This is a genomic window from Neorhizobium sp. NPDC001467 (assembly GCF_050275975.1).
Classification (GTDB): domain Bacteria; phylum Pseudomonadota; class Alphaproteobacteria; order Rhizobiales; family Rhizobiaceae; genus Neorhizobium.
The window spans coordinates 90,075-116,530 of the sequence record NZ_JBNNPS010000013.1 but is presented as its reverse complement, the minus strand read 5'-3'; the positions used below and the strand labels follow the sequence as shown (position 1 = coordinate 116,530).

Here is a 26,456-nt window from a genome sequence, read left to right as displayed (position 1 = left end):
TCCGTATTCTTGGTGACGCGGGGTGGAGCAGCCCGGTAGCTCGTCAGGCTCATAACCTGAAGGCCGCAGGTTCAAATCCTGCCCCCGCAACCAAAGCTTTCCCCTCGATTACTCACAGATATCACGGCTGAAAACAGAGGCGTACGCGCGCTTCTGTTTACGTCGAGCGGTGTGCCGATCTCCTGCCCGAAAGAGGGGAGGGAGAGCGTGACAGGCGCGACCGGCTTGTAAGTGTTGCAGCTTCTCACAGGCGTCATTAACCGGACCTTTTACATAAGCACTACGTGTCTGGCCGAATTCAATAGGCCCGCGCATGTCTCTGCTTCCCCTCCTTCTCAATATCATCGGCCTTATGGCGCTTGTCGCCATGTGTCTGGGGAGCACTGAACGGCTTAATCTCCCACCTTTGCTCAAGGGTCTTGTTCTCGGCCTGCCATTTGCCGCTGCGGCCTGCATCACCATGATGATGCCAATGGTCCTGCCGGATGGTACCGTGATCAACGGTCGCTCGCTTTTTCTGGCCTTCGCAGCTGCCTTCGGGGGTGTCGTGCCTTATCTGGTGGCCGCCTTGATCGCGCTTGTCGGTCATCTGGAACTCACGGATCTCGGCGTCGGGCAGGCCATCCGGCCTTCGCTTTGCGCGGGTGTGGTCGGGCTCGGCTGGCGATTTTTCGTGTATCCGCGGCTCGGCATGTCGATCGGCAGTCTTCTTCTGCTCGGACTGACCGTTTCTGCTCTCTGCTGCTTTTCGTGCCTTCGGGACAGGGAGTATCGCTGTTCCTTCAGACCTACCCGGCGACACTGGTCGGGTCTCTCGCCGCAGCATTGATCCTCGGCACGTTCATCGACCGCGAGATGCGCCATCTGAGCGAAGCGCGCCTCTGGCAGGAACAGGCCTATACCGATGCCCTGACCTCGCTGGCCAACAAACGGGCTTTTACGAAGCCACGGCCGCGCTGTCCGGCAAAACCTCTCTCTTTTCCATTCTGCTGGTCGATGTCGATCACTTCAAAAATATCAACGATACCCATGGCCATGATTTCGGGGACATCGTTTTGAAAGCCATCGCTGCCTGCGTCTCGGAGACGCCGGGTGGCAGGGGGCAGGTTTTTCGTCTGGGCGGCGAGGAGTTTGTCGCTCTTGTACCGGGCGCGTCGTCACGAGACGGGCTAAAACTGGCCGAGGCAATCCGTCAGGCGGTGGCCGGGCTGTCCATCGACGCTGGCAGTCAATCAGTACGGGTAACGGTGAGCATTGGTATTGCCGACAATGGCGATGGTCAGGAGAAGCCGCACGTGGTGTCTGCGGCGGATGCGGCGCTTTATCTCGCCAAGGCCGGTGGGCGCAATCGCAGCGTCCTGAGTGGCGATGTATCCGGAGCGCAAGTTTGTCGCAGCGCATGAGTTGCCGGCAAGAAGGAAAATCGCCGCGGAGCGTGCCTGAGGGCGTTGGCTCACGTCTGGCCGCTTGCAAAGCATGATGCAGATAGAAAAGCCGGCCATCCCGGCGGAGGATGACCGGCTTGCGGACGATGGAGCCGCCCATGCTACCTGATGTCTTTACGTGCGGACGGTGAAGTCGACGTCGACACTGGCCTTGATGGCGTTCGAATAGGGGCAGATGTCGTGGGTGACCTCGACCAGTTTCTGTGCCTCTTCCTCGGAAAGTCCAGGCAGATAGACGTCAAGCGCCGCGGTGATGCCGAAGCCGCCTTCCGAGCGCGGGCCGATACCGACCGTCGCACCGACCGTCGAGCCTTCCGGGACCTTGGTCTTCAGCTGCTGGGCACCGACGCGCAGCGCGCCGAGGAAGCAAGCAGAATAACCGAGCGCAAAAAGCTTCTCCGGGTTGGCGCCATCGCCGCCCGGGCCGCCAAGTTCCTTGGGAACGACGAGCTGCAGCGACAGGCTGCCATCCTCAAGCGATGTCTTGCCATCACGGCCGCCGCCGGTTGCAGTTGCGCTTGTCTTGTATTTTGCATCAACAGACATAGGTCTTCTCCTTGGGTTGAAGCCGAATTGTATTTTGTGAAACTCTATTGCGCACAATCTAAGTCGGCGAGCTGATAATGTCAATGGCTTGCAATTGGATTGTGCGCGATTTATCTTTTGCGCATGAAAACGCCGCCTAAATCACCCGGACCGGACCTCGAAACGGCGCCATCCCCAGCCCCTGGGGTCGGTCGCGGGATGTCGGATACCGCAGCTTTTTCAGGAAGCGACCTGGGACTCGATCAGATGCTCTGTTTTGCCGTCTACAAGGCAGAGCAGGCCTTCAACCGGGTCTATCGTCAGGCGCTCGAGCCGCTCGGTCTCACCTATCCGCAATTCCTTACCATGCGCCTTCTGTGGAAGGACGGCAGTCTTTCGGTCGGCGAAATTTCTGACGGGCTGGGCCTCGATTCCGGTACGGTCACGCCGCTTTTGAAGCGTTTGACGCTGATGGGTCTGGTGAAGAAGGAACGCCGCTCTGAAGACGAAAGGCGTGTCGATATCCTTCTGACCGAGGCGGGTAGGGCGCTTGAAACCAAATCGGAAGCGGTGATGCAATGCATCGCGCAGGCCGTCGCGCTTGAAGGAGGGGAGGGACGCGAGATGCTCGGGACCATCAACCGACTGACCGCCAATCTCGCGCGCGCCGGCAAGCGGTAGTCCCACCGGCGCTCCGGCCGGATGCGATAACACTGATACGCAGCGGGCCGGATCATTCAACCAACGAGCCTGTCGCGATCGTCGATGCCGTGATGGCGCGCGAGACCATGTTGGTCGGTCTTCCTGCACGCATCGATCGTGGCCGGTGCCATGCTCTCTGCGATCGATGGCATCTGCATGCACGCTGTGACCGATACGTTAACGTAAATCTTGTTGCCCGGGCCCCGACCGCGAGATTGTGTGTTGACAACGCGCGCGTGCCGTCCTGTATCTGACGGCACCGACTCGAACTGGCACCAGGGGACGGTTCAAGAGGACACGCCACGGCTTCGATCCGGGCGTTTGTCTCTGGGGTGCCTCAGGGACAAGAAATCAAAAAGGGGAGTTTTCCATGAAACGCGCGCTTATCGCCGCACTCGCACTGGCCGCGCTGCCAATGCTTCCGACCGTCGCTGCCGCCAAGACCTTCGTGTTCTGCTCGGAAGGTTCGCCGGAAGGTTTCGATCCGGGTCTCTACACCGCCGGCACGACCTTCGACGCATCGGGCCATCCGATCTACAGCCGCCTGCTTGAATTCAAGCCGGGCACCACGCAGCCGGAAGCAGGCCTCGCCGAGAGCTGGGAGATTTCCGAGGACGGTACGGTCTACACGTTCAAGCTCCGCAAGGGCGTCAAGTTCCAGACCACCGATTTCTTCACCCCGACCCGCGATTTCAACGCTGACGACGTCATCTTCTCGATCGGCCGCATGATCGACGAGAAGAACGCCTGGAACAAGTACATCACCGGCGGCACCTGGGAATATGCCGAGGGCATGGGCTTCCCCAAGCTGATCAAGTCGATCGACAAGGTCGATGACCTCACGGTCAAGTTCACTCTGAACCGTCCGGAAGCGCCGTTCCTTGCCAACATCGCCATGCCGTTCGCGTCGATCCTGTCCAAGGAATATGCCGACAGCCTCGAAAAGGCCGGCACCAAGGAACAGCTGAACCAGCAGCCGGTCGGTACCGGTCCGTTCACCTTCGTCGCCTACCAGCAGGATGCCATCATCCGCTACAAGAAGAATGCCGATTACTGGGGCACCGCTCCGAAGATCGACGATCTCGTGTTTGCGATCACCACTGACGCCGCCGTTCGTTACCAGAAGCTCAAGGCCGGCGAATGCCACCTCATGCCTTACCCGAACGCTGCCGACGTGCAGGCCATGAAGTCTGACGAGAACCTGCAGGTTCTCGAGCAGGAAGGCCTCAACATCGCCTATCTCGCCTACAACACCACGCAGGCTCCGTTCGACAAGCCGGAAGTTCGTATCGCGCTCAACAAGGCGATCAACAAGGCTGCCATCGTCGACGCCGTGTTCCAGGGCATGGCAACGCCGGCCACCAACCCGATCCCGCCGACCATGTGGTCCTACAACAACGAGACCAAGGACGACACCTACGACCTCGACGCCGCCAAGAAGATGCTTGAAGAAGCAGGCGTCAAGGATCTGTCGATGAAGATCTGGGCCATGCCGGTTTCGCGTCCGTACATGCTGAACGCACGTCGCGCCGCCGAAATCATGCAGGACGACTTCGCCAAGATCGGCGTCAAGGTCGAGATCGTTTCCTACGAATGGGCAGAATACCTGTCGCGTTCGAAGGCAAAGGACCGTGACGGTGCCGCCATCCTCGGCTGGACCGGCGACAACGGCGACCCGGACAACTTCCTCGACACCCTGCTCGGCTGCGATGCTGTCGGCGGCAACAACCGCGCGCAGTGGTGCAACCAGGAATTCGACGCTCTCGTAAAGAAGGCCAAGTCGACCTCCGACCAGGACGAGCGCACCAAGCTCTACGAACAGGCACAGGTCATCTTCAAAAAGGACGCTCCCTGGGCGACCCTCGACCACTCCCTGTCCATCGTTCCGATGCGCAAGGGCGTTACCGGCTTTACCCAGAGCCCGCTTGGCGACTTCACCTTCGAAGCTGTCGATATCGCCGAGTAATCTGGCACTCTGACAACTTTTTGCCGCGGGAGACATTGCGTTTCCCGCGGCATTTTCTTATGAGATGCCCAAAAATATGGCGGTGACGCCGAAATGGCCGGAAGCATGGCTTGACAAGATACATGACTCTGGGCCGCCCCTTTTCCGCAAAGGCTTAAAATGTTTGGCTTCCTTCTGCGGCGCCTCGCCGTCCTGATCCCGACGTTCATCGGGGTCTCCATCATCGCGTTCTCGTTCATCCGCCTTCTGCCGGGCGATCCGGTCGCGCTCCTTTCGGGTGAGCGCGTCATGTCGCCGGAGCGCCACGCGCAGATTTCCGCGCAGCTCGGCATGGACCGGCCGATGGTCATCCAGTATTTCGACTATCTCGGCGGCGTTCTGACCGGTGACTTCGGCACCTCGATCGTTTCCAAGAAGCCGGTTCTCGACCAGTTCCTGACGCTGTTTCCGGCCACCGTCGAACTGTCCTTCTGTGCCATCATCATCGCCGTCGCACTCGGCATTCCGGCCGGCATCATCGCTGCCGTCAAGCGCGGGTCGATCTTCGATCAGGGCCTGATGGGCATCGCGCTGGTCGGTTATTCGATGCCGATCTTCTGGTGGGGCCTGCTTCTCATCATCCTGTTCTCCGGCATCCTGCAATGGTTCCCGGTGACGGGCCGCATCTCGCTGATGTTCTATTTCCCGCAAGTCACCGGCTTCATGCTGATCGACAGCCTGATCTCGGGCCAGAAGGGCGCATTCACCTCGGCACTCAGCCATCTGGCACTGCCGTCGATCGTGCTCTCCACCATTCCGCTCGCCGTCATCGCGCGCCAGACGCGTTCGGCCATGCTGGAAGTTCTGTCTGAAGATTACGTCCGCACCGCCCGCGCAAAAGGTCTTTCGCCGTTCCGCGTCATCGGCGTGCATGCGCTGCGCAATGCCATGATCCCGGTCGTTACCACGGTCGGCCTGCAGGTCGGCGTCATGCTGGCCGGTGCGATCCTCACCGAGACGATCTTCTCCTGGCCGGGCATCGGCAAGTGGATCCTCGATAGCGTCTTCCGCCGCGACTATGCCGTCATCCAGGGTGGTCTTCTGCTGATCGCCGCGATCATCATGACCGTCAACCTGATCGTCGATGTGCTCTACGGTCTCGTCAATCCGCGTATCCGCCACTAAGAAGGAGCAAAATCCCATGGCCGACGCCACACTTACCCAAAAAGCTGCGGAGCCCGTCTCCAGCGCCCAGATGCGCCGCCAGATGCTCAAGGAGTTCTGGTTCTACTTTTCCGAAAACCGCGGCGCCGTCATCGGCCTCTACGTTTTCGTCGCTCTCGTTCTCGTCGCGATCCTCGCGTCCGTCATCGCACCGCATTCGCCGTTCGAACAGTATCGCGATGCCGTGCTGAAGCCGCCGGCATGGGTGGATGGCGGCAGCTGGAGCTTCGTTCTCGGCACGGACCCGATCGGCCGCGACATTCTCTCGCGCCTCATCTACGGCGCGCAGTATTCGCTGTTCGTCGGCCTCGTCGTCACCACGCTGTCGCTGGTGGCCGGCATCATCGTCGGTGTCATCGCCGGTTATTACCGCGGCTGGGTCGACACGATCATCATGCGCCTGATGGACATGATCCTCGCCGTTCCGTCGCTGCTGTTGGCACTGGTGCTTGTCACCATCCTGGGCGCCGGCCTCAACAGCGCAATGATCGCCATTGCCGTAACGCTGCAGCCGCATTTCGTGCGCCTGACGCGTGCTGCCGTGATGGCCGAAAAGTCCCGCGATTACGTGACGGCTGCCCGCATCGCGGGTGCAAGCCCGTTGCGTCTGATGTTCCGCACCATCCTGCCGAACTGCACCGCACCGCTGATCGTGCAGGCGACGATGTCGTTCTCCAACGCCATTCTCGATCTGGCCGCTCTCGGCTTCCTCGGCATGGGCGTACAGCCGCCGTCTCCCGAATGGGGCACGATGCTGGCTGAAGCCCGCGAATTCATCCTGCGCGCCTGGTGGGTCGTCACCTTCCCCGGCCTTGCAATCCTCATCACCGTTCTTGCCATCAACCTGATGGGCGACGGCCTGCGCGATGCGCTTGATCCGAAGCTGAAGAGGTCCTGATCATGTCGCTTCTGCAAATCGACAATCTCACCGTCGAATTCGAAACCTCGACCGGCTGGTTCCGCGCCGTCGACGGCGTTTCCATCAAGGTCGACAAGGCCGAAGTTCTTGCCATCGTCGGTGAATCCGGCTCCGGCAAGTCGGTCTCCATGCTGGCCGTGATGGGTCTTCTGCCGGATACTGCAAAGATCACCGCCGACCGCATGCTGTTCGAAGGTCAGGATATCCAGAAGCTCAGTGGCGCCGAGCGGCGCAAGCTGATCGGCAAGGATATCGCCATGATCTTCCAGGAACCGATCGCCAGCCTCAACCCGTGCTTCACGGTCGGCTTCCAGATCGAGGAAGTGCTGCGCATCCATCTCGGCATGGGCAAGAAGGAGCGTCGTGCGCGCGCCATCGAACTGTTCAAGCTGGTCGGCCTGCCGAACCCGGAAGAGCGCATGCATGCCTTCCCGCACCAGATGTCGGGTGGCCAGTGCCAGCGCGTGATGATCGCGATTGCGATCGCCTGCGATCCGAAACTGCTGATCGCCGACGAGCCGACCACCGCGCTCGACGTGACCATCCAGAAGCAGATCCTCGACCTGATCATGGACCTGCAGGCCCGCACCGGCATGGGCCTGATCATGATCACCCACGACATGGGTGTCGTGGCCGAGACCGCCGACCGCGTCGTCGTGCAGTACAAGGGTCGCAAGATGGAGGAAGCCGACGTGCTTTCGCTGTTCGAAAACCCGCAGAGCAACTATACCAAGGCGCTGCTGGCGGCGCTTCCGGAAAACGCCACCGGTGACCGCCTGACCACGGTTTCCGCCTTCTTCGACGGCAATCCGGAACCGGCGCCTTCAGCAGCAGCAACGGCTGCAGGAGCATCAGCATGAGCGACATCAACAGCACCGACATCATGCTCGAAGTCCGCGACATCAAGCGCGACTACGAACTGCCGGGCGGCTTCATGAAGCCTAAAAAGACGCTGCATGCCGTGAAGGGCGTTTCCTTCAAGCTGGAGCGCGGCAAGACGCTGGCGATCGTCGGCGAGAGTGGCTGCGGCAAGTCCACGCTGGCACGCATGATCACCTTCATCGATGAGCCGACCTCCGGGGACCTGATCATCGACGGCAAGAAGATGGACACGCGTCCGGGCCACCTGACCTCGGACATGCGCCAGAAGGTGCAGATCATCTTCCAGAACCCCTATGGTTCGCTCAATCCGCGTCAGAAGATCGGCGACGTGCTTGGTGAACCGCTGGCGATCAACACCGATCTCTCGGCCGCCGAGCGTCGTAATCGTGCCACCGAAATGCTGATCAAGGTCGGCCTCGGCCCCGAACATTACAATCGTTATCCGCACATGTTCTCCGGCGGTCAGCGCCAGCGTATCGCCATTGCGCGCGCGCTGATGATGAACCCGAAACTGCTGGTTCTCGACGAGCCTGTCTCGGCGCTCGACCTTTCGGTGCAGGCGCAGGTGCTGAACCTGCTCGCCGACCTGCAGGACGAGTTCAACCTCACCTACGTCTTCATCAGCCACGATCTGTCCGTCGTGCGCTACATCGCCGACGAGGTTATGGTGATGTATTTTGGCGAGGCGGTCGAATACGGTACCCGTGACGAGGTGTTTTCCAACCCGAAACACGAATATACGCAGACCCTGTTCAAGGCGACGCCGAAGTCCGACGTGGAATCCATTCGCGCCCGTATTGCGGCCAAGAAGGCTGCGAGCGCCGCTTGAATTAGCCGCGACGTCGTCATGCTCGGGCCCGTCCCGGGCATCTGCTGCGCCGCGCTCTTGGCGTCGTGGTTAGATCCTCGGGTCAGGCCCGAGGATGACGAGGGGGAGACAGTCGAGATACAAAAAGGCGCTGCGGATGTCTCCGCAGCGCCTTTTTCTTTGGCGGCACCGCTGACCACAAGGCGAACGTCTCCAGGTGCCGGCGACAAGGTATCTGCTGCTGACGACGACGGTAGCGCGTGCCACTTGATGCCATTCCCTCTCGTCATGCTGGGGCCTGTCCCGAGCATCTGCTGCGTCTCGTTTTAGGCGATGTGGTCAGATCCTCGGGACAAGCCTAAGGATGACGGCGGAGAGAGATGAGATAGAGAAAAAGGCGCTACGGATGTCTCCGTAGCGCCTTATCGTGGATCTGATCAGGCTGGTTACAGCAGACCGAACTTCTTCAGCGTCTCGCCGATCTTGGCATCCTGCTCCGGGTTGGGCAGCAGGGCCGGCTGGCGGCTGGCGCCGACGGAAGCGTCCTGAAGATAGAGCGCGCGCTTGACCATGGCCGGCGGAAAGCCGTGCTGGTAGAGGTCGGTGCGGAAGGCGGTGTAGATTTCCTGCTGGCGTTCGGCTTCCGCAATATTGCCCGAATTGAAGCTCCCGACGATGCCGGCGAGAACATCCGGCATGGCGTTGCCGAGACCGGAAATGCAGCCGGCAGCGCCGTTCTGCAGGGACCACAGGACCAGATGGTCGGGACCGGAATAGACTTCAAAGCCTTCGACCTCTTTCGAGACCTGCAGATAGGCGGCCAGCGTTTCCTGTGCGCCGCCACTATCCTTGATGCCGGCGATATTGCCGTGGGTGGCCAGTTTTCGGGCGGTTTCCGGCTCGATGTGGTTCTGGGTGCGGGCCGGGATGTCGTAGAGATAGACCGGCGTGTTGACGGCATCGGCAACGGTGGAGAAGTGCCGGATCAGGCCGTCCTGCGTGCAGGCGATGAAGAAGGGCGTGATGACGGCGATGCCGGTGACGCCGATCCGGTCGAACTCCTTGGCAAGCTGAAGAGTCTCGAAGGTCGCGGGCATGCCGGCATTGACGATGACATCGACCTTGCCGCCGACTTCATCGACCACTTCTTCCAAGAGCTTGATCTTTTCGCCGTGGGTGAGGGCAGAAAAATCGCCATTGGTGCCGGCGCACATGATGTTGTTGCCGGCCGCCACCTGACGGCGCACCTGGGCGCGGGTTGCCTCAAAATTGATGGTCTCGTCATCGTTGAAGCAGGTGACGATGGCAACGAAGGCTTTCTTGGTCATGGGTCTGTTCCTGTCAGGATGCTTTGGCGAGGCGCGCATTGCGGTTTGCCGCCTGCACGTCCGGGTCGGGATCGAGGCTGGCGGCGAGAAGCGCCTGCGTGTAGGGCATTTGGGGGTTGTCGAAGACCTGCGCGACGGTGCCGTATTCCACCACCTCGCCCTTCTGCATGACCATGACGTAATCGGCGAAGTCACGCACCAGCGGCAGGTCGTGCGCGATGAAGATGAAGGCGATGCCCATCTCCTTGCGCAGCTTGTCGAGAAGCGTGATCACCTGCGCCTGAACCGAAACGTCGAGTGCCGAGACGGCTTCGTCGCAGACGATCAGTTGCGGTTCGAGCGCCAGCGCGCGCGCAATGGCGATGCGCTGGCGCTGGCCGCCGGAGAACTGGTGCGGATAGCGCCCCATATGTTCGGCGGACAGGCCGACCTGACCCAGCAGTTCGGCGACGCGTTCACGCCATTTTGCCTTGGGCAGAATTTCAGGGTGGATGACCCAGGCTTCCGAAATCAGCTGAAACACCGTCATGCGCGGATTGAGCGACTGGGTCGGGTCCTGAAACACCATCTGCAGGTCACGGCGCAGCTTGAACAGATCGCCCGGCGACATGGTGAAAAGGTCCTTGCCCTTCCATTCGGCAGTGCCGCCATCAGCCTCTTCAAGGCGCAGCAGGATTCGGGCGAGAGTGGATTTGCCCGAGCCGCTTTCGCCGACAACCGCAACGGTTTCGCCAGCCTTGAGATCGAAAGAAATGCCTTTCAGGGCTTCGAAGCCGCCATAGAACTTGCGGGCATCCTTGACGCGGAGGATGGCGTCGTCTGACGTCGCTGGCTCGTGCATGTCGCCCTTGCCGGGAGCGGCGGCGATCAGCTTTTTCGTATAGGCGTGCTGCGGGTTGTGATAGACCTCGCGCACCGTGCCGCTTTCGACCAACTGGCCCTTTTCCATGACGACGACGCGGTCGGCGACTTCGGAGACGACACCGAGATCGTGGGTGATGATCAGCACGCCCATGCCGGTTTCGCGCTGCAGTTCCTTTAAGAGGTTCAACACTTCCGCCTGTACCGTCACGTCGAGCGCGGTGGTCGGTTCGTCGGCGATCAGCAGGTCAGGTTTCAGGGCAAGCGCCATGGCGATCATGACACGCTGGCGCTGGCCGCCGGAAAATTCGTGCGGATATTTGTCGAGCGCGCGTTCGGGATCGGGCAGGGCGACGCGCTTGAACAGGCGCAAAGCCTCGGCCTGGGCTTCGCTATTGCCCTTGCCGTGGGTTTTGAGCGCCTCGCGCATCTGCCAGCCGACGGTATAGACCGGGTTCAGGTGGCTGAGCGGGTCCTGAAAGATCATGGCGATGCGGCGGCCGTTGACTTCGCGACGCTGCTCGGCGCTCATCTTGAAGAGATCCTTGCCGTCGAGCAGGATTTCCCCGGACGAGATTTTTCCGGGCGGCATGTCAATGAGGTTCATGATCGCGGAGGACGAGACCGACTTGCCGGAACCGCTCTCGCCGAGGATGGCGAGCGTTTCGCCACGGTCGAGATAATAGGAGATGTTGCGCACGGCATGCACGACACCCGAGGCAGTGTGGAAGTCGACCGAGAGGTTGCGGACTTCGAGAAGATGGTCAGCCATGTTTCGGTCCTTTCATTTCCAGGCGCCAGCGCTGCACGGGGTCGAGCGCGATACGCAGCCAGTTGGACAGAAGGTTGAGCGAGAGCGTGGTGAGGATGATCGCCAGACCCGGCCAGAAGGACAGCCACCATGCATTGGTGAGGTACTGACGGCCTTGAGAGATCATCAGGCCCCAGGTGATTTCCGGCGGCTGGATGCCGATGCCGAGGAAGGAAAGCGCGCTTTCCGCCAGCATGACATAGGCGAAATCGAGCGTGGCAAGCGTCGTCAGCGTTGGCAGCACCACCGGCAGGATGTGGCGGAACAGGATGCGCTTGGACGACGCACCCATGACCTTGGCGGCCTGCACGAACATGCGGCTCTTGATTTCCAGAACTTCAGCGCGGGTGGTGCGCAGATAAACCGGGATACGGGTAATCGACAGCACCAGCATCAGGTTCATGATGGACGAGCCGAGGATGTAGAGCACGATCACCGCGACGAGCAGCGATGGAAAGGACATGATGACGTCGGCGAGACGCATGATGACCTGGCTTACGCGCTCCGAGGCAAAGCCGGCGATCAGGCCGAGCAGCGTGCCGATGATGGCCGAGATCAGCACGGCGCCGGCGGCGACCATGATGGTGTTCTGGGTGGCGACGATGATGCGCGGCCAGAGCGGGCGACCGAGCGCATCGGCACCCAGCCACATGAACCATTCGCGGTCGAACATGAAGGGCGCGAGGTTGCGGCCGCGCAGGTTTTGCTTGGTTGCGAGATCATCGAGCAGGGTCGGGCCGATGATGGCCATGACGATGACGAAGACGAGAAAAATGGCGGCACAGAGCGCGAACTTGTCGGCCCACAGCATGCGGCCCATGCGCACGATGGCGCTCGGTTCTTCCGCGATGATTTCTTTAGTCGGTGTGGATTGAATGGCCATGGTCATATCGATCCTCAGTAGCGGATGCGCGGATCAAGCAGGGCATAGGCCAGGTCGATCACGAGGTTCATGAGGAAGATGGCAAAAGCGGTAACGAGGATCGCCGCCAAAACGACGTTGAAGTCACGCTGCAGGATGCTGTCGATCATCAGCTTGCCGACGCCCGGGAAACCGAAAATGGTTTCGATGACGACGGCGCCGTTGAGCAGGCTCGCCGCCTGGTCGCCGATGACGGTGATGACCGGCAGCATGGCGTTGCGCAATGCGTGGACGAAGATGATCGGGCCGGATTTGACGCCCTTGGCGCGGGCCGTCTTCACGTAAGCGGACGAGAGCGCCGAAATCATCGAGCCGCGCACAACCTGAACGATGATGCCGAAGGGGCGCACGAAGAGCACGCAGATCGGCAGGATCCAGTGAGCGAGCGAGCCGGTGCCGGATGTCGGCAGCCACGAGAGCTGGATGGCGAAGACGACGATGGCGACGATGGCGAGCCAGAAATCCGGCACGGACGCGCCGATCAGCGAAACCATCGAGGAAAAGCGGTCGAAAAAGCCGCCGGTGCGGAAAGCGGCGAGCGAGCCGACGACGATGGCGCAGACCGTGACCAGCGTCATGGTGATGAGGGCGAGCCAGAGTGTCCAGGTGAAGGCTTCGAGCACGACATCGAGCGCGGGGCGGGCCTTGCGCAGGCTTTCGCCCAGATCGCCGGTCAGGACGTTGCCGACATACTGGCCGAACTGCACGAGCAGCGGCTGGTCGAGGCCGTGAAGGGCGCGGAACTCGGCCTTCATCTCGGCGGAGGCTTCGACGGGGAGAAAGAGGGATGCCGGATCGCCCGTCAGGCGCGACAGGAAGAACACCATGACCAGCAGCCCGATCAGGGAGATGAGGCTGGCAAAGGCGCGCTTGCGGATGAAACTGAGCATGATGACCTCGATTGCTGGAATGGACGGCGACGAAGCCGCCGCCCATTTCGCTTCGATTTTGGGGCGACCCCCGCATTCGGTGCGGGGTCACCCTTGAGGTGGTAGTTAGTTCTTGATGCCGATCTCGGAGAGCTGCAGCATGGAGTTGGTGGCGATGCTGGGCTTGAAGTCGAGACGTTCGGAAACGCGCGAGTAACCGACCATGTGGAAGAGCGCGACGTCGGCGACGAGATCGTCGTGGACATAGGCGATCAGTTCCGACCAGAGTTTTGCACGCTCATCACCGGTGGCGGCCGAAGCGCGGGCGATGAGATCATCGACCTTCGGATCGGAATAACCCGATTGGGTGCCATTGCTGTGGTACTTGAAGAACATGGTGAAGGACGGGTCGCCCTTGGAATTGTCGTGCATGGCAGCGACGATGGTGGGGCCGCGACCTTCCTTGAACGGCTTCGAGTAATAGACCTCGTGTTCGGCGACTTCGACGAATTTCAGGTCGATCTTGAAGCCGACATCCTGCAACTGCGCCTGGATGGCTTCCATGATTTCCGTCACGTTCGGGAAGTTGGCCGTGCGGGCAACGACGGTGATCGGGGTGTCGACCGGAACGCCGGCAGCCTTGGCTTCTTCAAGCAGTTTCTTGGCCTGATCCGGGTCGTAGGCGGGCACTTTCACATCCGGGTTCCAGCCGAGCGTGGTCGGCGGCACCAGAGCGGTGGCGAGAACCGCATCCTGCGGGACCAGCGTGCCGATGAAGGCCTGACGATCGATGGCCAGATTCAGCGCCTTGCGGACGCGGACATCGTTGAGCGGCGCGATATTGCCATCGATACGCAGATAGACTGTTTCGCTGTCGAGGTATGAGAAGTCAGTCTTCTCGTTGGTGGCTTCGACCTGCGAGATCGACGGTGCAAGATCGGCTTCGCCGGCCTCAACCATGGCGGCGCGAACGGCCGGATCGGAGCGGAACAGGTAGGTTGCCTTGGTGACGGCCGGCTTCTTGCCCCAATAATCGTCACGGGCATCGAGAACGATCTGCTGGCCCGGTGTCCAGTTGGACAGCTTGTACGGGCCGGTGCCGATCGGCTCGCGCACGAATTCCAGCGGCGTGCCTTCCGGAACGATGGTGACGAGCGACAGAAGCAGCGGCAGGATGGGCTGAACCGGATCGACCTTGAAGTCGATGGTGTTGTCGTCAACGACATTCACGTCGAACTTCATGCCACCGAAATAACGGCGGGACTCGCAGATGTTCTTGTCGCTGAAAATGCGGTCGAACGAATATTTGACATCCTTGGCGCCAAACGTCTTGCCGTCGGAAAATTTCACGCCCTGGCGCAGGTGGAAACGCCAGCTACCATCGGCATTCTGTTCCCACTTCTCAGCGAGACGCGGCATGACGCCCTTTTTGTCGCGCACGTCGAGTTCGGTCAGCGTTTCGCTGACATTTTCCATGATGACGCGGCCGATATTGGAGCGCGTTGCCATGCAGGGCTCGAGCAGGTCGGCCTCTTCCGGCAGGACGATCTTGATGTCGCTCGACGCGGCATAAGCCGGCGCAACGCCGGAGCCGAGTGCGAGGACGGATCCGAGCAAGGCTCCAAGCAAATGCGAAGTCTTCATGTCATTCTCCTCCCTCTGGGTGCACGTTGCGCACCGCTTGCTGTTCATGGCGCGCCGGCTGTTCTTAGCCGCGCAGTCTGAAGGCATTCCTCCGTGGCCCTTTGCTTCGACCGGGATGCCTCCGTCCCTTGATCTATGCCTGTTGGGCTGACGCAGACCATCGGATTTCTTGTCAAGTTTGTCAAATTAAATATTCGGAGCCGTCAATTTGTACAAAATCGACTTTCATAAAACGGTTTAATTTCAAACACATGTGTCTAGTGTTCTGATCGTCAATGGCAAATTGGCAAATTTTTCAAACTTGACAACTTTGTTATTTGGGTGATTTTCATGGGGATAAGAGGAGACCCTGATGACGCCTGAACAGATTGCAACCGTCATGAACGGCACGGTGAAAGCCGTTGGCCATGGACGCCATGAGGCGATGCTTGCCTCTCCGATGATCCAGAACCACGCATCCTTTCTGCATCTGGCTGAGGATGGTGCGCTGATCTGCGCATGGTTCGGCGGCACGCTGGAAGGAAAGTCGGACATTTCCGTCTTCGCTTCGGTTCTTGCCGAGGGCTCCGACCAGTGGGGTGAACCGCAGCGCCTGAGTTTCGACCCAAGACATTCCGAGCAGAACCCGGTTCTGTTTGCGGCACCGGATGGCAGGCTCATCCTGTTCCACACCTCGCAGCCTTCCGGCAATCAGGATGAATGCCGTATCCGCATGGCGGAAATTTCGCGTGATCCTAGCGACCCGACAAAGCTGACGGCGGGCGAGGGAGACTATCTCGATCTGCCGCGCGGCTGTTTCGTGCGTGCGCCGCTGGTGGTGCAAGATGATGGCGCATGGCTTCTGCCGATCTTTCGCTGCATCCAGCGTCCCGGCCAGAAATGGAACGGCAGCCATGACCGCGCCGCGGTCGGCATTTCGCAGGATGGCGGCAAGACCTGGGTCCTCGAAGATCTCGACCAGTCGACCGGCTGCGTCCATATGAGCCCGTTCTCGATCGGCAGCGACAAGCTGGCGGCGGTGTTTCGTCGTCGTCAGGCCGATTTCGTCTATCGCACGGAAAGCGCCGATGGTGGCCGCACATGGTCTGTGCCACAGGCGACGGATGTGCCCAACAACAACTCTTCCGTTGCCGCGATTACTCTCAAGGACGGGCGGATCGCGATGATCTGCAACCCGGTGAATGCGCAGATGTCGAGCGACCGCCGCGCTTCGCTTTACGACGAGCTGGGTGAGGATGACGACCGACCGGATGCCGATCCGGATGGCGGCTGCGTGCCGATCTGGGGCGTGCCGCGCGCGCCCGTGTCCGTGTGCCTATCCGATGACGGGGCAAAAAGTTTTTCGCAGCGGATCGTCATCGAGGACGGCCCGGGCACCTGCATGTCGAACAATTCCATCGACGGCCACAACAAGGAAATGTCCTATCCGTGGCTCTTGGAAGGCACCGACGGCAGTCTTCACATCGCCTACACCTATTACAGGCGCGCCATCAAATATGTTCGTCTGGCTCCTGGCTGGGCCAATGCCAGTTCACGGACCGCAGTGGGAGAATAATCATGAGCAGTATCATCGGCATCACCATGGGTGACCCCTGCGGCGTCGGACCGGAAATCACGGTGCGGGCGCTGGCCGAAATGGGTGACGCGGACCGCGCCAATACCCGTATCTACGGCAACCTGCCGACGCTGGAAGCTGCCCGTAAGGCGCTGGGCGTCGATATCGATCTCGCGCCTTACGTCATCGATCTGCCGATCGAAGGCGCGCCGCTGCCATGGGGCATGTTGTCGCCGGTTGCCGGCGATGCGGCCTTCCGTTTTATCGAAAAGGCCGTGCGTGATGCCGAAGTCGGCGTGATCGGCTGCGTCGTGACCGCACCGATCAACAAGGAGGCGCTCAATCTGGCCGGTCATCATTACGACGGCCATACCGGCATGCTGCGCAGCCTGACGAAATCGGCGGCTGCCTATATGCTGCTGGCCTCGGAAAAGCTGAAGGTCATCCACGTGTCCACCCACGTGTCGCTGCAGGAAGCCATCCGCCGTGCCACCACCGAGGGGGTGCTGGCCACGATCAAGGCCGGCAATGACCATTTGAAGCGCACGGGTTATGCAGCGCCCCGCATCGCAGTTGCCGGCATCAATCCGCATTGCGGCGAAAACGGCCTTTTCGGCACCGAGGATGACAACCAGATCGCCCCGGCCGTTGCCGCTGCCCGTGCCGAAGGCATCGATGCCTATGGTCCGATCTCGGCCGACACCGTGTTCCACCGCGCCTATTCCGGCGCCTTCGATCTGGTGGTCGCGCAATATCACGACCAGGGCCATATCCCGATCAAGCTCGTTGCCTTCGATACGGCAGTGAACGTCTCCGTCGACCTGCCGATCGACCGCACCTCGGTCGACCACGGCACAGCCTTCGACATTGCCGGCAAGGGCATCGCCAACCATGGCAACATGCTGGAAGCCATTGCTTATGCCCGCAAGCTGGTGACCGGTGGCAAGGGGAACAAGGCATGAGCAGCGCTCCCGTCATCATCCTGCATCAGCCAAAACGGCTGATCGTCGGCGCCGGCACGATCGGCGAAGTCGGTCCCTGGGCCGGTGACGTTGCCTCGACGCTGGTGATCGCCACGCCGATTACCGCCGGCTTTGTCGACCGGCTGAAACTGCCGGGCAAGGTTTCTCTGTTCGATGCCATTCCCGGCGAGCCGGAAATTGCCACGCTCGATGCGGCGCTCGCTGCAGCGCGTGCGGCTAAACCGGATCTCGTTGTCGGTCTCGGCGGCGGTTCCGTCATGGATGTCGCCAAGCTGGTGGCGGCGCTCTGGGATGGCGAGCAGGCGCTTGCCGATGTCGCCGGTCCCAACAAGGTGGCGGGAAGAAGCACGCGGCTTGCGCAGGTGGCGACGACCGCCGGCACCGGTTCGGAAGCCGGTATCCGTTCGCTGATCACCGATCCCGTCTCCGGAGCCAAGATCGCGGTGGAAAGCCCGCATCTGATCGCCGATCTCGCCGTGCTCGACCCGGAGCTCACCTATTCGGTGCCGCCGGCGGTAACTGCCGCGACCGGTGTGGATGCCATGGCGCATTGCGTCGAGGCGTTTACCAGCAAGCGCGCGCATCCGATGATCGACGGTTTTGCCCGCATGGGTTTTTCGCTCGTCGGCAAATATCTGGCCCGCGCGGTGAAGGACGGATCGGACCGGGAGGCCCGCGAGGGCATGATGCTCGCCTCCTATTATGGCGGTATCTGCCTCGGGCCGGTCAACACGGCGGCAGGCCATGCCATCGCCTATCCGCTCGGCACGTTGTTGCATCTGCCGCACGGGCTGGCCAATGCCATCGTGTTTCCGCACGTGCTCGCTTTCAACCAGCCGGTCGTGGCGGACAAGACGGCCGAAGTGGCGGAAGCGCTCGGTTTCGGCAAGGGTCTGTCGCAGGCTGATCTGAGCGGTGCAGGCCACGCCTTCTGTGCCGATCTCGGCATCGAGATGTCGCTGGCAAGACATGGTGCGAAAGAAGAAGACCTGCCGCGCTTTGCGGCCGATGCGCATGCCATTCGCCGGCTGATGGATCACAATCCGGCCGATATGAGCGTTGAGGATGTGCTCGGGATTTACCGGGCCAGTTTCTGAGGCCCGGTGTGGTGCAAGATGGGCGATGCGCACGGGACTGGCAGAGCGCCCCGTTGCGCTGAAGCCTGCCTGTGCGCCAAGGCGGGCCTTCACGCGCCAGCCTCGCGCCATGAACGACATGCGGCCTTGATCAGCGGGCTTCGGCGGTGGTGCCGTGCCTATAGTCGGCCGAATGTGCCCGGCAGTTTCACCCGATCGCCGTCACTTCGGCGCCGCGGGACCGCAGGGCGTCACAGATGCCGTCAGGTCCGGCGAGGAGGCCGATCGGCAGCGTGATGAAGGCGTCGGTGCCGGCAGGCAGGCTTGAAAGCCGGTCGATCAGCAGCGCGCGCATGCCCTCCAGATTGAGGAAATGAGTGAGGTCGATCACGCCGCGCGATCTCATTTCCGCGCCCAGCCTGCCCAGTTCGCCGCCTTTGCGGGCACCGTAGAGGTTATCGAGATGCGCCCCTATCGGACCGAAGCGTCGGCGCAGACCGAGCAGGTAGATGACGCTATCGGGAGCGACCGCGTTGGCGGTGTCGAGTGTCAACGGTTTTGTCAGCGCCGCGATCTCGTTGCGCGCCAGCAGCGTTGCGACGGGCCGCTTCAGGGATTGACCATAGGTCAGAAGCGCGCCGCCAAGGCTTGGGGCCTCAGCGCTGAAACCATGCTGGCCTTCCCCCGCCAGCAGGATATTCAGCTCCAGCGCCGTCAGGTTGGAAAAGGACGGTATCGCCTTCGATCCCGCAAAGATCGTCGCAAGCTCGTCCTGGGCCGCTTTCGGCAGTTTAAGGAAAATCGGCTTCAGATCATGCTTCTCGAAGGTCATGCTGCCAAGCGTCGTGGCCGGATCGACATCGGCGATGATGGTGTCGGTCCTGTCGATATGCCGCTTGCCGTCGTCAATCACCTGCGGGAACGCATCGGCGCGCCCCCTGACATAGCCGAACAAAATTGCCTGCGCGGATGCCGTCTTGAAGCGCCAGAACAACGCACTGTCATCGTCGGCAGCCCGCACATCCGGTCGGGACAACAGCGGCAGAAGCGGCAGGCTTAGAGCAGACGCGACGGCTTGGCGGCGGGTAAGGGACATGACAGCCTCCGATTTCTACCTCAAGTCGAATTTGCAGGAGAAGTTCCATCCTAGGAGGGTGTCGCACTGGCAAGGCGGCCGCCAAGTTGACGGCCAAAGGCACAGGCGGTGCGCCTGGCTTGTACGTGGCGGGGCGGGGAAGACGAACCGATCACGACGACGGGGGGGGGGCGGCTGCAGGATAAAAAGGTCAACACGTGGTGCCAAGCTCGGTTCCTTGGGACGCATGTGCAGGCACCTCTTGCTGACAAGCCCCTTGCTGCAGGCGTCGGCTCCATTATCTCCATCAGAGCTTTGCCTGTCCTCAAGAAAGTGTTCCCATGAAAGCCTTTCGCAGCAGCGTCTTTTTTCCAATCGCGCTCATGTTTCTGGGCGTCGCTTTATTCTTTCTCTTCCTCTATCTCACCGACCACGATCCGGACGAAAAGCCGCTGACTCTGATCCACTGGATCATTGGGGGCATGCTGATCGGGCCGGGATTCGGCTATCTCATCAGGTGGCGGAGGATAAGGGACAGCCAGAACGCCAAAGCTGATTAAGGCAACGGCAGAGCCATTCGAGACGGATGGCCCGCGGCCCCGACGGGGGCCCGGCGTCGCATGTGCACCACTATTTCGGCGCGTGCATCAACTGATAGGACGATTGGAACAGCCGCTCGCGTGATCCCTGCAGGTGCTCGAGCATCAGCCGTCTGGCCTCGTCTCCATCGCGATTGGCGATGGCCGTGGCGATCGCGTCGTGCTCGCCGAAGACGCGGGACAGGCCCGAGGCCTCGCGCTTGACCGAGGCGCCATGGAATTTCATGCCGACGGCGATATGGTCCTTGAGTGCTTCCATGGCGGTTGAGAAGTAATTGTTCTGTGCGGCACGCGCGATGGCAAGATGGAACTGGAAATCGGCGTCTTCGCGGTGCGACTGCCGGTTGGTGGCATCACGCAGCATTTCCAAGGCCTGGCGGATCGCTTTCAGGTTGTCGGCATCGTGGCGGCTTGCGGCTGCGGCGGCCGCGGCCGGTTCCAGCGTCAGGCGAAACTCGTAACAGTTCAAAAGGTCGGCGACGTTTTCCAGCTGGCCGAAGCCCAGCGGATTTCGAAGGCCGGTGGAACGGACGAAACTGCCGGCGCCGCGGCGCGAATAGATCAGGCTCTGATCGCGCAGGCGTTTCAACGCCTCGCGGATGACAGGGCGGGACACCTCGAATTCGGCGGCGAGGTCATGTTCGGTCGGCAGGCGTTCATCCGGCTTGTAGGCGCCCGACTTGATGGCGCGCAGCAAACGCTCGAACACGATATCGGCCAAGTTCTTGCGGGCGGTTCCCGTTTCCACTCCCATTTTCAGATCACCCTTCCCAGCGCCATGTCCGCAATCCTTTTCAACGTATCGGGATGGCCGAAACCGCCGGATTTGGCAATGATGCAGCGTCCATCCGCGGAGCCGAGCCCAAGGCCTGGCAGGCATTCGCCATGCAGCCGCAGGCGGGTAACGCTCAAGCGACGCATCACGGCCTCGGCCGTTGCACCGCCAGACAGCAGAAGCGTACCGGTCGATCCGACGTCGGGCGGCGAAGTTGCGCGGAAGGCTTCGGACAGCCCGTCGGCCAGCGCCTCGGAAACGTCCTGTGGGTCAAGTTCGCTATCGCCCGGCGTTGCCTGGACCAGCGTCAGGGCGGCGTCGGGCCTGACCGTTTCGGCGATCCGGCCGTTCGGCGCGGCGATATAGGCAATGTCGTGTCCGGCACGCAGCGTATCGATCTGGGCGAGCGTGATCGGATCGCGCGAGCCGATGACGAAAGTGATGCGGCCCGTCGGAATGTCGGCCGGTCGCGCCTGCACCTGCGCCGTCATGCGTCGTGCCAGCGCCTCGGCCAGACCGCGCGCGCCGATCAAGAGGTCGGTGCCGTCAGCCTGAGCGACGTCGAGTGCGGCGTCGATGTCGGCGGCGCTACTCGTGTCGGGTATGACGGCGCGCACGGCATGGGGGCCGAGCTTTCCGGCGATGTCGACGGGCATGTCAACACCAAAACCGCGAACGGAACCGCCTTCTACAATACGGTTGAATTCCGGAATGGCGGGAACAACCAGGGCGCGGGCAAACGGGATGGCGTCGAGCTCGGCGACGATATTGCCCTTAAGCCGGGAATCGACTTTCTTGAACAGGCGTGTACCCGTGGGCAGCATGCCGATCGCGGAGGCGGTCGCGGCACGTGCCGCGTCCACGCCGATCTCCCTCGTATGGAGATTGATGGCGATGACATCCGGCCGATCGGCCACGATGGCGGTCATGGCATCACGGGTAAGTGCAACCTCGGTGCGAAGACCGCGTCCAGCAAAGGGAGCCGCCGAGTCCAGGGCTCCAGTCAGGTCGTCCGCAAGAATGGCCAGCATGCATCCGCACCGTATGTTGTAATCTTTCTTCTACTCTAAAAGGCTTCATTCTCAATAGCTAGTGGAAAAAATGTTACAAATGTTTGAGGCGATCGTCGTCCGGTGACGTGGGTGCCGAATTGAGGCCTGCGGCAATCTCATGTTGGGGCGTGTATCGCAGTGGTTGCACTGCTTTTCTTGAGAGCAGCCTGATCCGCTGGTTGCGCTATTCAGGTTCCGGATCGGAAATGACAGGGTGGCTGCGAGGCGCGAGCAGACCCGGGGGCAGTGTCGTCTATTTCGGTGTCGGTCGAGCGTGTTTGCGGCGGGGCGAAGAGGCGGGCGGCGTTGAGGCCGCCGTGCGTAAAAGTGCCGGATCCGGCCTGGCCGAGGTCGTCGCTGCGCATCGCACACGAGTGCCATGGTGCGTCATGCCGCTTGGCCAACGCCGACAGGGTTAGTTGGCCTTTGTCGTCAGCAGTCGTTCTTCTTGCGCCAGGCCTCATATCGTTCGCGATATTCATCATTCGTCTGCGGGTAGAGGCCGATAATTGCCTCGCCGGCCTTGACCTGTTCCAGTACGAAATCCTCGTAGCTTTCCATGGCGGTGCATTCCTCCGCCAGTTCGTCTGCCAGATGGGCGGGGATCACCATGACGCCGTCGTGGTCACCGACCAGGACGTCGCCAGGAAACACGGCGACATCGCCGCATGAGATCGGCACGTTGATGTCGATCGCCTCGTGCAGCGTGAGGTTGGTGGGTGCCGAGGGTTTTGCGAAATAGGCCGGCATGTCGAGCGCGCCGATGCCCGCCGCGTCGCGAAAGCCGCCATCCGTCACGACGCCAGCCGCACCGCGCAGCGCCAGCCGCGTGATCAGGATCGAGCCGGCGGTGGCGGCGCGAGCGTCCTTGCGGCTGTCCATGACGAGCACATGGCCGGGTGGGCAGGTCTCAATGGCCACACGCTGCGGGTGATCGGCATTGCGGAACACGGTGATCGGGTTGCGATCCTCGCGCGCCACGATATAGCGCAGCGTGAACGCCTGGCCGACCATGGTTTCGCTCTTCGGCGAAACCGGCACGACGCCCTGGATGAACTGGTTGCGCAACCCGCGCTTGAACAGAGCGGTTGCCAGCGAGGCCGTTGAAATCTTCTTGAATCTGGCGCGCACGGCGTCGCTGAGCACGTAGTCGGTCATTGTTTCCCTCCTCAATAAATATCCGGCTCACCGGCCGATCTGCCGAACCCGGTTTCCAGAAAATCGAAATCGCAGCCCTGATCGGCCTGGGTGACGTGTTTTGAGAACATCCAGCCATAGCCGCGCTGGAAACGCGGTTCGGGCGCCCTCCATTCGGCCTGGCGAAGCGCCAGTTCCTCCTCGATCACCAGCATGTCGAGCCGGCGGTTGGGCAGGTCGAGGCGGATGATGTCGCCATTCTTCAGGAACGCCAGCGGACCGCCGACAAAACTTTCCGGCGACACATGCAGCACGCAGGCGCCGTAGGAGGTACCGGACATGCGGGCATCGGAAATGCGCAGCATGTCGCGATGACCCTTTCTGATCAGCGCTTTCGGGATGGGCAGCATGCCCCATTCGGGAAAACCGGGGCCGCCGAGAGGCCCGGCATTGCGCAGCACCAGAACATGGTCGGGCGTGACATCGAGGTTTTCGTCGTCCACCGCCTTCTTCATCTCCGGGTAGCTGTCAAACACCATGGCCGGGCCTTCGTGCACATGGAAGCGCGGATCGCAGGCGGCGGGCTTGATGACGCTGCCGTTCGGGCACAGGTTGCCGCGCAGCACGGCAAGCGACCCTTCGTGATAGACCGGGTTGGAGAACGGCCGGATGACGTCGTCGTTATAAACCTTTGCGCCTTCAAGGTTTTCGCCCATCGTGCGGCCGGTGACGGTCATGACGGAGAGGTCGAGCCGGTCCTCGATCTGCTTCATCAGCGCGCGCAGTCCACCCGCATAAAAAAAGTCCTCCATCAGGTAGTCTTTTCCCGAGGGGCGAACATTGGCGATCAAAGGTGTAACGCGGCCGAGCGCATCGAGATCGTCAAGCGTCAGGTCGACGCCGGCGCGGCGCGCCATGGCGATGAGATGGACGACGGCATTGGTGGAACAGCCGGTCGCCATGGCGACGATCGCGGCGTTGCGGCAGGCGCCCTCGGTGACGATCCGCTGCGGCGTCAGGTCCTCCCAGACCATGTCAACGATGCGGCGGCCGCAATCTGCCCCCATGCGCTGGTGGTTGGCGTCGACGGCGGGGATTGAGGAGGCGCCCGGGAGGGTCAGCCCCATAGCGTCGGCAATCGCCGTCATGGTGGATGCTGTGCCCATGGTCATACACGTGCCGGCCGAGCGGGCGATACCGCCCTGAACGCCCAGCCATTGCTCGTCGGTAATAAGGCCGGCGCGGCGCTCGTCCCAGTATTTCCAGCCATCGGAGCCGGAGCCGAGAACCTGACCGGCATAATTGCCGCGCAACATCGGCCCGGCGGGCAGGTAGATCATAGGCACGCCGGCGGAGATCGCACCCATGATAAGGCCCGGCGTTGTCTTGTCGCAACCGCCCATCAGCACTACGCCATCGAGCGGATGGGCGCGGATCATCTCTTCCGTCTCCATGGCCAGCATGTTGCGATAAAGCATCGAGGTCGGTTTCAGCGAACTTTCATCCAGCGACAGCGACGGCATCTGCACCGCAAAGCCGCCTGCCTGAAAGATGCCGCGCTTCACATCCTGAACGCGTTCCTTGAAATGGGCGTGGCAGGTGTTGAGCTCGGACCATGTATCGAGCACGCCGATGACCGGCTTGTCGCGAAACTCCTCTTCGGAATAACCGAGCTGCATCATGCGCGAGCGGTGGCCAAAGGAGCGCAGGTCATCGGGCGCGAACCAGCGGGCGCTGCGCAGGTCTTGCGGCCTTTTGATTTTCGGAAGCGCGTTGTTGGACATCAAATGAACTTTCGTAACTGGCGCAAAAGCCATCAATTTCTCAGCGATGACTGGCGGCTTGTCTGGCATGACGGACAGGTGGGTGAGGGCGCACTGACGGCGATAAGATGGGGGCCGCGTAGCGTCATGGTGCGTATCGTCGCCGCTGTCCGAGGCCTCCGGCATCCCCATGGGCTCGGAACAAGCATGGGCGTTGGCATAAGATCAGGTAGCGGCTGACACCGGGATCGAAGCGTTCATCGTCCGCACTTCGACCATGCGTAGAGACTGCCAATTGCCATCCTCCTTCCCTCCGAGTCCATTGAAGCACTAAAACATCAGTGCATCAACGTCGATTATGTGATCATTGTCGTGGCGGGGCAGATCTCCCCGAGGTAACGCTTCGCGGCTTCGCGGCTTCGCGGCTTCGCGGCTTCGCGGCTTCGTCGATCAGCGATGGGCGGATGCCGGTGAACCGCGCGCGAGTGTACGGGTGACCGGAACATGTGGAATGCAATAGGGATGACGGATGCATGAGTGACACGACCAAAGGGGCACAGCTCGATCGCTCCCGGCAGGTGGCCCTGCAGGTGCAGCAGATCCTGCGTGACCGGATCCTCAGGGTGGAACTCGCGCCGGGCACGGTGCTTTCGCGCGCGGTGCTGCAGACGGAATTCGGGGTCAGCCAGACGCCGGTGCGCGATGCGCTGATGCGGCTCCAGGAGGAGGGGCTCGTCGATGTCTATCCGCAATATGCCACGGTCGTTGCAAAGATCGATCTCGGGCATGCCCGCCAGGCCCAGTTTCTGCGGCTGTCGATCGAGCTTGAGGCGGTCCGGCGGCTGACACAGGATAGCCCGGAAGCGACAGCGGACGCGCTTTGCGAGATTCTCGCGCGCCAGCGAGCCGTCGCGACCCCTGAGACCCATGACCGGTTCGACGAGATCGACCGCGAATTCCACCGGCATTTCTACGACCTGATGGGCCTCGATCGACTGTGGGCGAATGTGCGCCGCCAGAGCGTGCATCTCGATCGGCTGCGGCGGCTGAACCTGCCCATGCCCGGCAAGATGCAGAGGGTGCTCAGCGATCATCAGGCGATTATCGATGGCATCAGGTCCGGAGAGGCGGAAGCGGCAATGGAGGCCCTCAGAAAGCATCTGTCCGGCACGCTTTCCATCATCGATGAGATCAGCACCGCGTTTCCGGATTACATTCGCCGCTGAAAGGTTCTATGAGGAGCCACTTTTCTCATAGGACCAAAAGACATGCAGAAACCCTGGAGCAGGCCGGTCGTCGTGATGATCGGCGAACCGCCGGTCGAAACGACAATCGAGACGACGCAGGCCGCATCGTGGGCGATGATCGAGGACTGGCCGATCGAGGACGAGCCGGCGCTCGACAAGGCGCTTTTGATCTGCGCCGATGTATCCAAGGGCAAGCGCGCGGATGAAGATGCGCGGCAGGCGTTTGTCGCAGCCGCCGTGGAAGCCGGGATTCTGGTCGGTAAATGACGGTCGAGCGCACCGCGGGCTCGGCGGATGTGCGGTACCGCC

General features: G+C 61.5%; 26 protein-coding genes and 1 tRNA gene. 15 read left to right on the top strand and 12 right to left on the bottom strand.

Annotated elements, in window-relative coordinates; genetic code table 11:
- Window positions 1-16 precede the first annotated feature (16 nt).
- Both ACQKKX_RS19495 and ACQKKX_RS19490 read left to right on the top strand, forming a co-directional pair.
- Window positions 17-93, top strand: a tRNA-Met gene (locus ACQKKX_RS19495).
- A gap of 220 nt (window positions 94-313) precedes the next feature.
- Complete coding sequence (locus tag ACQKKX_RS19490; protein ID WP_427573071.1) at window positions 314-829, top strand: hypothetical protein; 516 nt, start codon at window positions 314-316, stop codon at window positions 827-829.
- 67 nt (window positions 830-896) lie between these two features.
- On the opposite strand, the gene ACQKKX_RS19485 is transcribed toward ACQKKX_RS19490, so the two are convergent.
- The gene (locus tag ACQKKX_RS19485; protein WP_427573070.1) at window positions 897-1,037 is read right to left on the bottom strand and encodes a hypothetical protein; all 141 of its coding nucleotides are present in this window, start codon (window positions 1,035-1,037) and stop codon (window positions 897-899) included.
- On the opposite strand from ACQKKX_RS19485, the gene ACQKKX_RS19480 reads away from it, so the two are divergent.
- The gene (locus tag ACQKKX_RS19480) at window positions 984-1,403 is read left to right on the top strand and encodes a GGDEF domain-containing protein (protein ID WP_427573084.1); all 420 of its coding nucleotides are present in this window, start codon (window positions 984-986) and stop codon (window positions 1,401-1,403) included. The genes ACQKKX_RS19485 and ACQKKX_RS19480 overlap by 54 nt on opposite strands.
- A 156-nt stretch (window positions 1,404-1,559) precedes the next feature.
- Here the strand turns inward: ACQKKX_RS19480 and ACQKKX_RS19475 are convergent, their stop codons facing one another.
- On the bottom strand, window positions 1,560-1,991 hold the full coding sequence (locus ACQKKX_RS19475) for an organic hydroperoxide resistance protein (protein WP_427573068.1): 432 nt from the start codon (window positions 1,989-1,991) through the stop codon (window positions 1,560-1,562).
- 246 nt (window positions 1,992-2,237) lie between these two features.
- Here ACQKKX_RS19475 and ACQKKX_RS19470 point away from each other — a divergent pair, with 246 nt between their 5' ends.
- From ACQKKX_RS19470 to ACQKKX_RS19445, 6 genes are all read left to right on the top strand, one after another.
- Window positions 2,238-2,651: a MarR family winged helix-turn-helix transcriptional regulator gene (locus ACQKKX_RS19470; protein ID WP_427573066.1), complete on the top strand. Its 414-nt coding sequence runs from the start codon at window positions 2,238-2,240 to the stop codon at window positions 2,649-2,651.
- A 391-nt stretch (window positions 2,652-3,042) separates the two neighbouring features.
- A complete protein-coding gene (locus ACQKKX_RS19465) occupies window positions 3,043-4,638 on the top strand; it encodes an ABC transporter substrate-binding protein (RefSeq protein ID WP_427573064.1) in 1,596 nt (531 codons plus the stop codon).
- Between the two features lie 159 nt (window positions 4,639-4,797).
- Window positions 4,798-5,802 carry an ABC transporter permease subunit gene (locus tag ACQKKX_RS19460; protein ID WP_427573062.1) on the top strand — a complete coding sequence of 335 codons (1,005 nt, stop codon included), beginning with the start codon at window positions 4,798-4,800 and terminating at the stop codon, window positions 5,800-5,802.
- A 16-nt stretch (window positions 5,803-5,818) separates the two neighbouring features.
- On the top strand, window positions 5,819-6,739 hold the full coding sequence (locus tag ACQKKX_RS19455; RefSeq protein WP_427573060.1) for an ABC transporter permease subunit: 921 nt from the start codon (window positions 5,819-5,821) through the stop codon (window positions 6,737-6,739).
- A 2-nt stretch (window positions 6,740-6,741) separates the two neighbouring features.
- Window positions 6,742-7,620, top strand: coding sequence for an ABC transporter ATP-binding protein (locus tag ACQKKX_RS19450; RefSeq protein ID WP_427573058.1), 879 nt, complete (start codon window positions 6,742-6,744; stop codon window positions 7,618-7,620).
- Entirely contained in the window at window positions 7,617-8,471 is an 855-nt protein-coding gene (locus tag ACQKKX_RS19445; RefSeq protein ID WP_427573056.1) for a dipeptide ABC transporter ATP-binding protein, read from the top strand. Before ACQKKX_RS19450 ends, ACQKKX_RS19445 begins: the two co-directional genes overlap by 4 nt.
- A gap of 425 nt (window positions 8,472-8,896) precedes the next feature.
- On the opposite strand, the gene ACQKKX_RS19440 is transcribed toward ACQKKX_RS19445, so the two are convergent.
- The 5 genes from ACQKKX_RS19440 to ACQKKX_RS19420 all read right to left on the bottom strand — a co-directional run bounded on the left by ACQKKX_RS19440 (window position 8,897) and on the right by ACQKKX_RS19420 (window position 14,885).
- The gene (locus ACQKKX_RS19440) at window positions 8,897-9,778 is read right to left on the bottom strand and encodes a dihydrodipicolinate synthase family protein (protein WP_427573054.1); all 882 of its coding nucleotides are present in this window, start codon (window positions 9,776-9,778) and stop codon (window positions 8,897-8,899) included.
- Between the two features lie 13 nt (window positions 9,779-9,791).
- Complete coding sequence (locus ACQKKX_RS19435; RefSeq protein ID WP_427573052.1) at window positions 9,792-11,411, bottom strand: ABC transporter ATP-binding protein; 1,620 nt, start codon at window positions 11,409-11,411, stop codon at window positions 9,792-9,794.
- Window positions 11,404-12,333: an ABC transporter permease gene (locus ACQKKX_RS19430; RefSeq protein WP_427573051.1), complete on the bottom strand. Its 930-nt coding sequence runs from the start codon at window positions 12,331-12,333 to the stop codon at window positions 11,404-11,406. The genes ACQKKX_RS19435 and ACQKKX_RS19430 overlap by 8 nt, the downstream gene beginning before the upstream one ends.
- A gap of 14 nt (window positions 12,334-12,347) precedes the next feature.
- Window positions 12,348-13,262 (bottom strand): ABC transporter permease, encoded by a 915-nt coding sequence (locus ACQKKX_RS19425; RefSeq protein WP_427573049.1) that lies wholly within the window; start codon window positions 13,260-13,262, stop codon window positions 12,348-12,350.
- Window positions 13,263-13,367: 105 nt separating this feature from the next.
- Window positions 13,368-14,885, bottom strand: coding sequence for an ABC transporter substrate-binding protein (locus tag ACQKKX_RS19420; RefSeq protein ID WP_427573048.1), 1,518 nt, complete (start codon window positions 14,883-14,885; stop codon window positions 13,368-13,370).
- A gap of 352 nt (window positions 14,886-15,237) precedes the next feature.
- Between ACQKKX_RS19420 and ACQKKX_RS19415 the strand changes: the two genes are divergently transcribed.
- Genes ACQKKX_RS19415 through ACQKKX_RS19405 form a run of 3 tightly spaced genes read left to right on the top strand, consistent with a single transcriptional unit; the run spans window position 15,238 to window position 18,520 of the window.
- A complete protein-coding gene (locus ACQKKX_RS19415; RefSeq protein ID WP_427573046.1) occupies window positions 15,238-16,440 on the top strand; it encodes a sialidase family protein in 1,203 nt (400 codons plus the stop codon).
- Between the two features lie 2 nt (window positions 16,441-16,442).
- Complete coding sequence (pdxA, locus tag ACQKKX_RS19410) at window positions 16,443-17,402, top strand: 4-hydroxythreonine-4-phosphate dehydrogenase PdxA (RefSeq protein WP_427573044.1); 960 nt, start codon at window positions 16,443-16,445, stop codon at window positions 17,400-17,402.
- The gene (locus tag ACQKKX_RS19405; RefSeq protein ID WP_427573042.1) at window positions 17,399-18,520 is read left to right on the top strand and encodes an iron-containing alcohol dehydrogenase; all 1,122 of its coding nucleotides are present in this window, start codon (window positions 17,399-17,401) and stop codon (window positions 18,518-18,520) included. Before pdxA ends, ACQKKX_RS19405 begins: the two co-directional genes overlap by 4 nt.
- 187 nt (window positions 18,521-18,707) lie before the next feature.
- Here ACQKKX_RS19405 and ACQKKX_RS19400 read toward each other — a convergent pair whose 3' ends face one another.
- Window positions 18,708-19,595, bottom strand: a complete 888-nt coding sequence (locus ACQKKX_RS19400; protein ID WP_427573040.1) for a hypothetical protein — start codon at window positions 19,593-19,595, stop codon at window positions 18,708-18,710.
- A 320-nt stretch (window positions 19,596-19,915) separates the two neighbouring features.
- Here ACQKKX_RS19400 and ACQKKX_RS19395 point away from each other — a divergent pair, with 320 nt between their 5' ends.
- Window positions 19,916-20,134: a hypothetical protein gene (locus ACQKKX_RS19395; protein WP_427573038.1), complete on the top strand. Its 219-nt coding sequence runs from the start codon at window positions 19,916-19,918 to the stop codon at window positions 20,132-20,134.
- 70 nt (window positions 20,135-20,204) lie between these two features.
- On the opposite strand, the gene ACQKKX_RS19390 is transcribed toward ACQKKX_RS19395, so the two are convergent.
- The 4 genes from ACQKKX_RS19390 to araD all read right to left on the bottom strand — a co-directional run bounded on the left by ACQKKX_RS19390 (window position 20,205) and on the right by araD (window position 24,921).
- Window positions 20,205-20,927, bottom strand: a complete 723-nt coding sequence (locus tag ACQKKX_RS19390) for a FadR/GntR family transcriptional regulator (RefSeq protein ID WP_427573036.1) — start codon at window positions 20,925-20,927, stop codon at window positions 20,205-20,207.
- A 2-nt stretch (window positions 20,928-20,929) separates the two neighbouring features.
- On the bottom strand, window positions 20,930-21,979 hold the full coding sequence (locus tag ACQKKX_RS19385) for a four-carbon acid sugar kinase family protein (RefSeq protein ID WP_427573034.1): 1,050 nt from the start codon (window positions 21,977-21,979) through the stop codon (window positions 20,930-20,932).
- Window positions 21,980-22,432: 453 nt separating this feature from the next.
- Window positions 22,433-23,158 carry a ribonuclease activity regulator RraA gene (locus ACQKKX_RS19380; protein ID WP_427573032.1) on the bottom strand — a complete coding sequence of 242 codons (726 nt, stop codon included), beginning with the start codon at window positions 23,156-23,158 and terminating at the stop codon, window positions 22,433-22,435.
- Between the two features lie 11 nt (window positions 23,159-23,169).
- Window positions 23,170-24,921 (bottom strand): L-arabinonate dehydratase, encoded by a 1,752-nt coding sequence (gene araD / locus ACQKKX_RS19375; RefSeq protein ID WP_427573030.1) that lies wholly within the window; start codon window positions 24,919-24,921, stop codon window positions 23,170-23,172.
- A 512-nt stretch (window positions 24,922-25,433) separates the two neighbouring features.
- Here araD and ACQKKX_RS19370 point away from each other — a divergent pair.
- Complete coding sequence (locus ACQKKX_RS19370) at window positions 25,434-26,126, top strand: GntR family transcriptional regulator (RefSeq protein ID WP_427573028.1); 693 nt, start codon at window positions 25,434-25,436, stop codon at window positions 26,124-26,126.
- Window positions 26,127-26,168: 42 nt separating this feature from the next.
- Entirely contained in the window at window positions 26,169-26,414 is a 246-nt protein-coding gene (locus ACQKKX_RS19365; RefSeq protein WP_427573026.1) for a DUF982 domain-containing protein, read from the top strand.
- The last annotated feature ends 42 nt before the right edge of the window (window positions 26,415-26,456 follow it).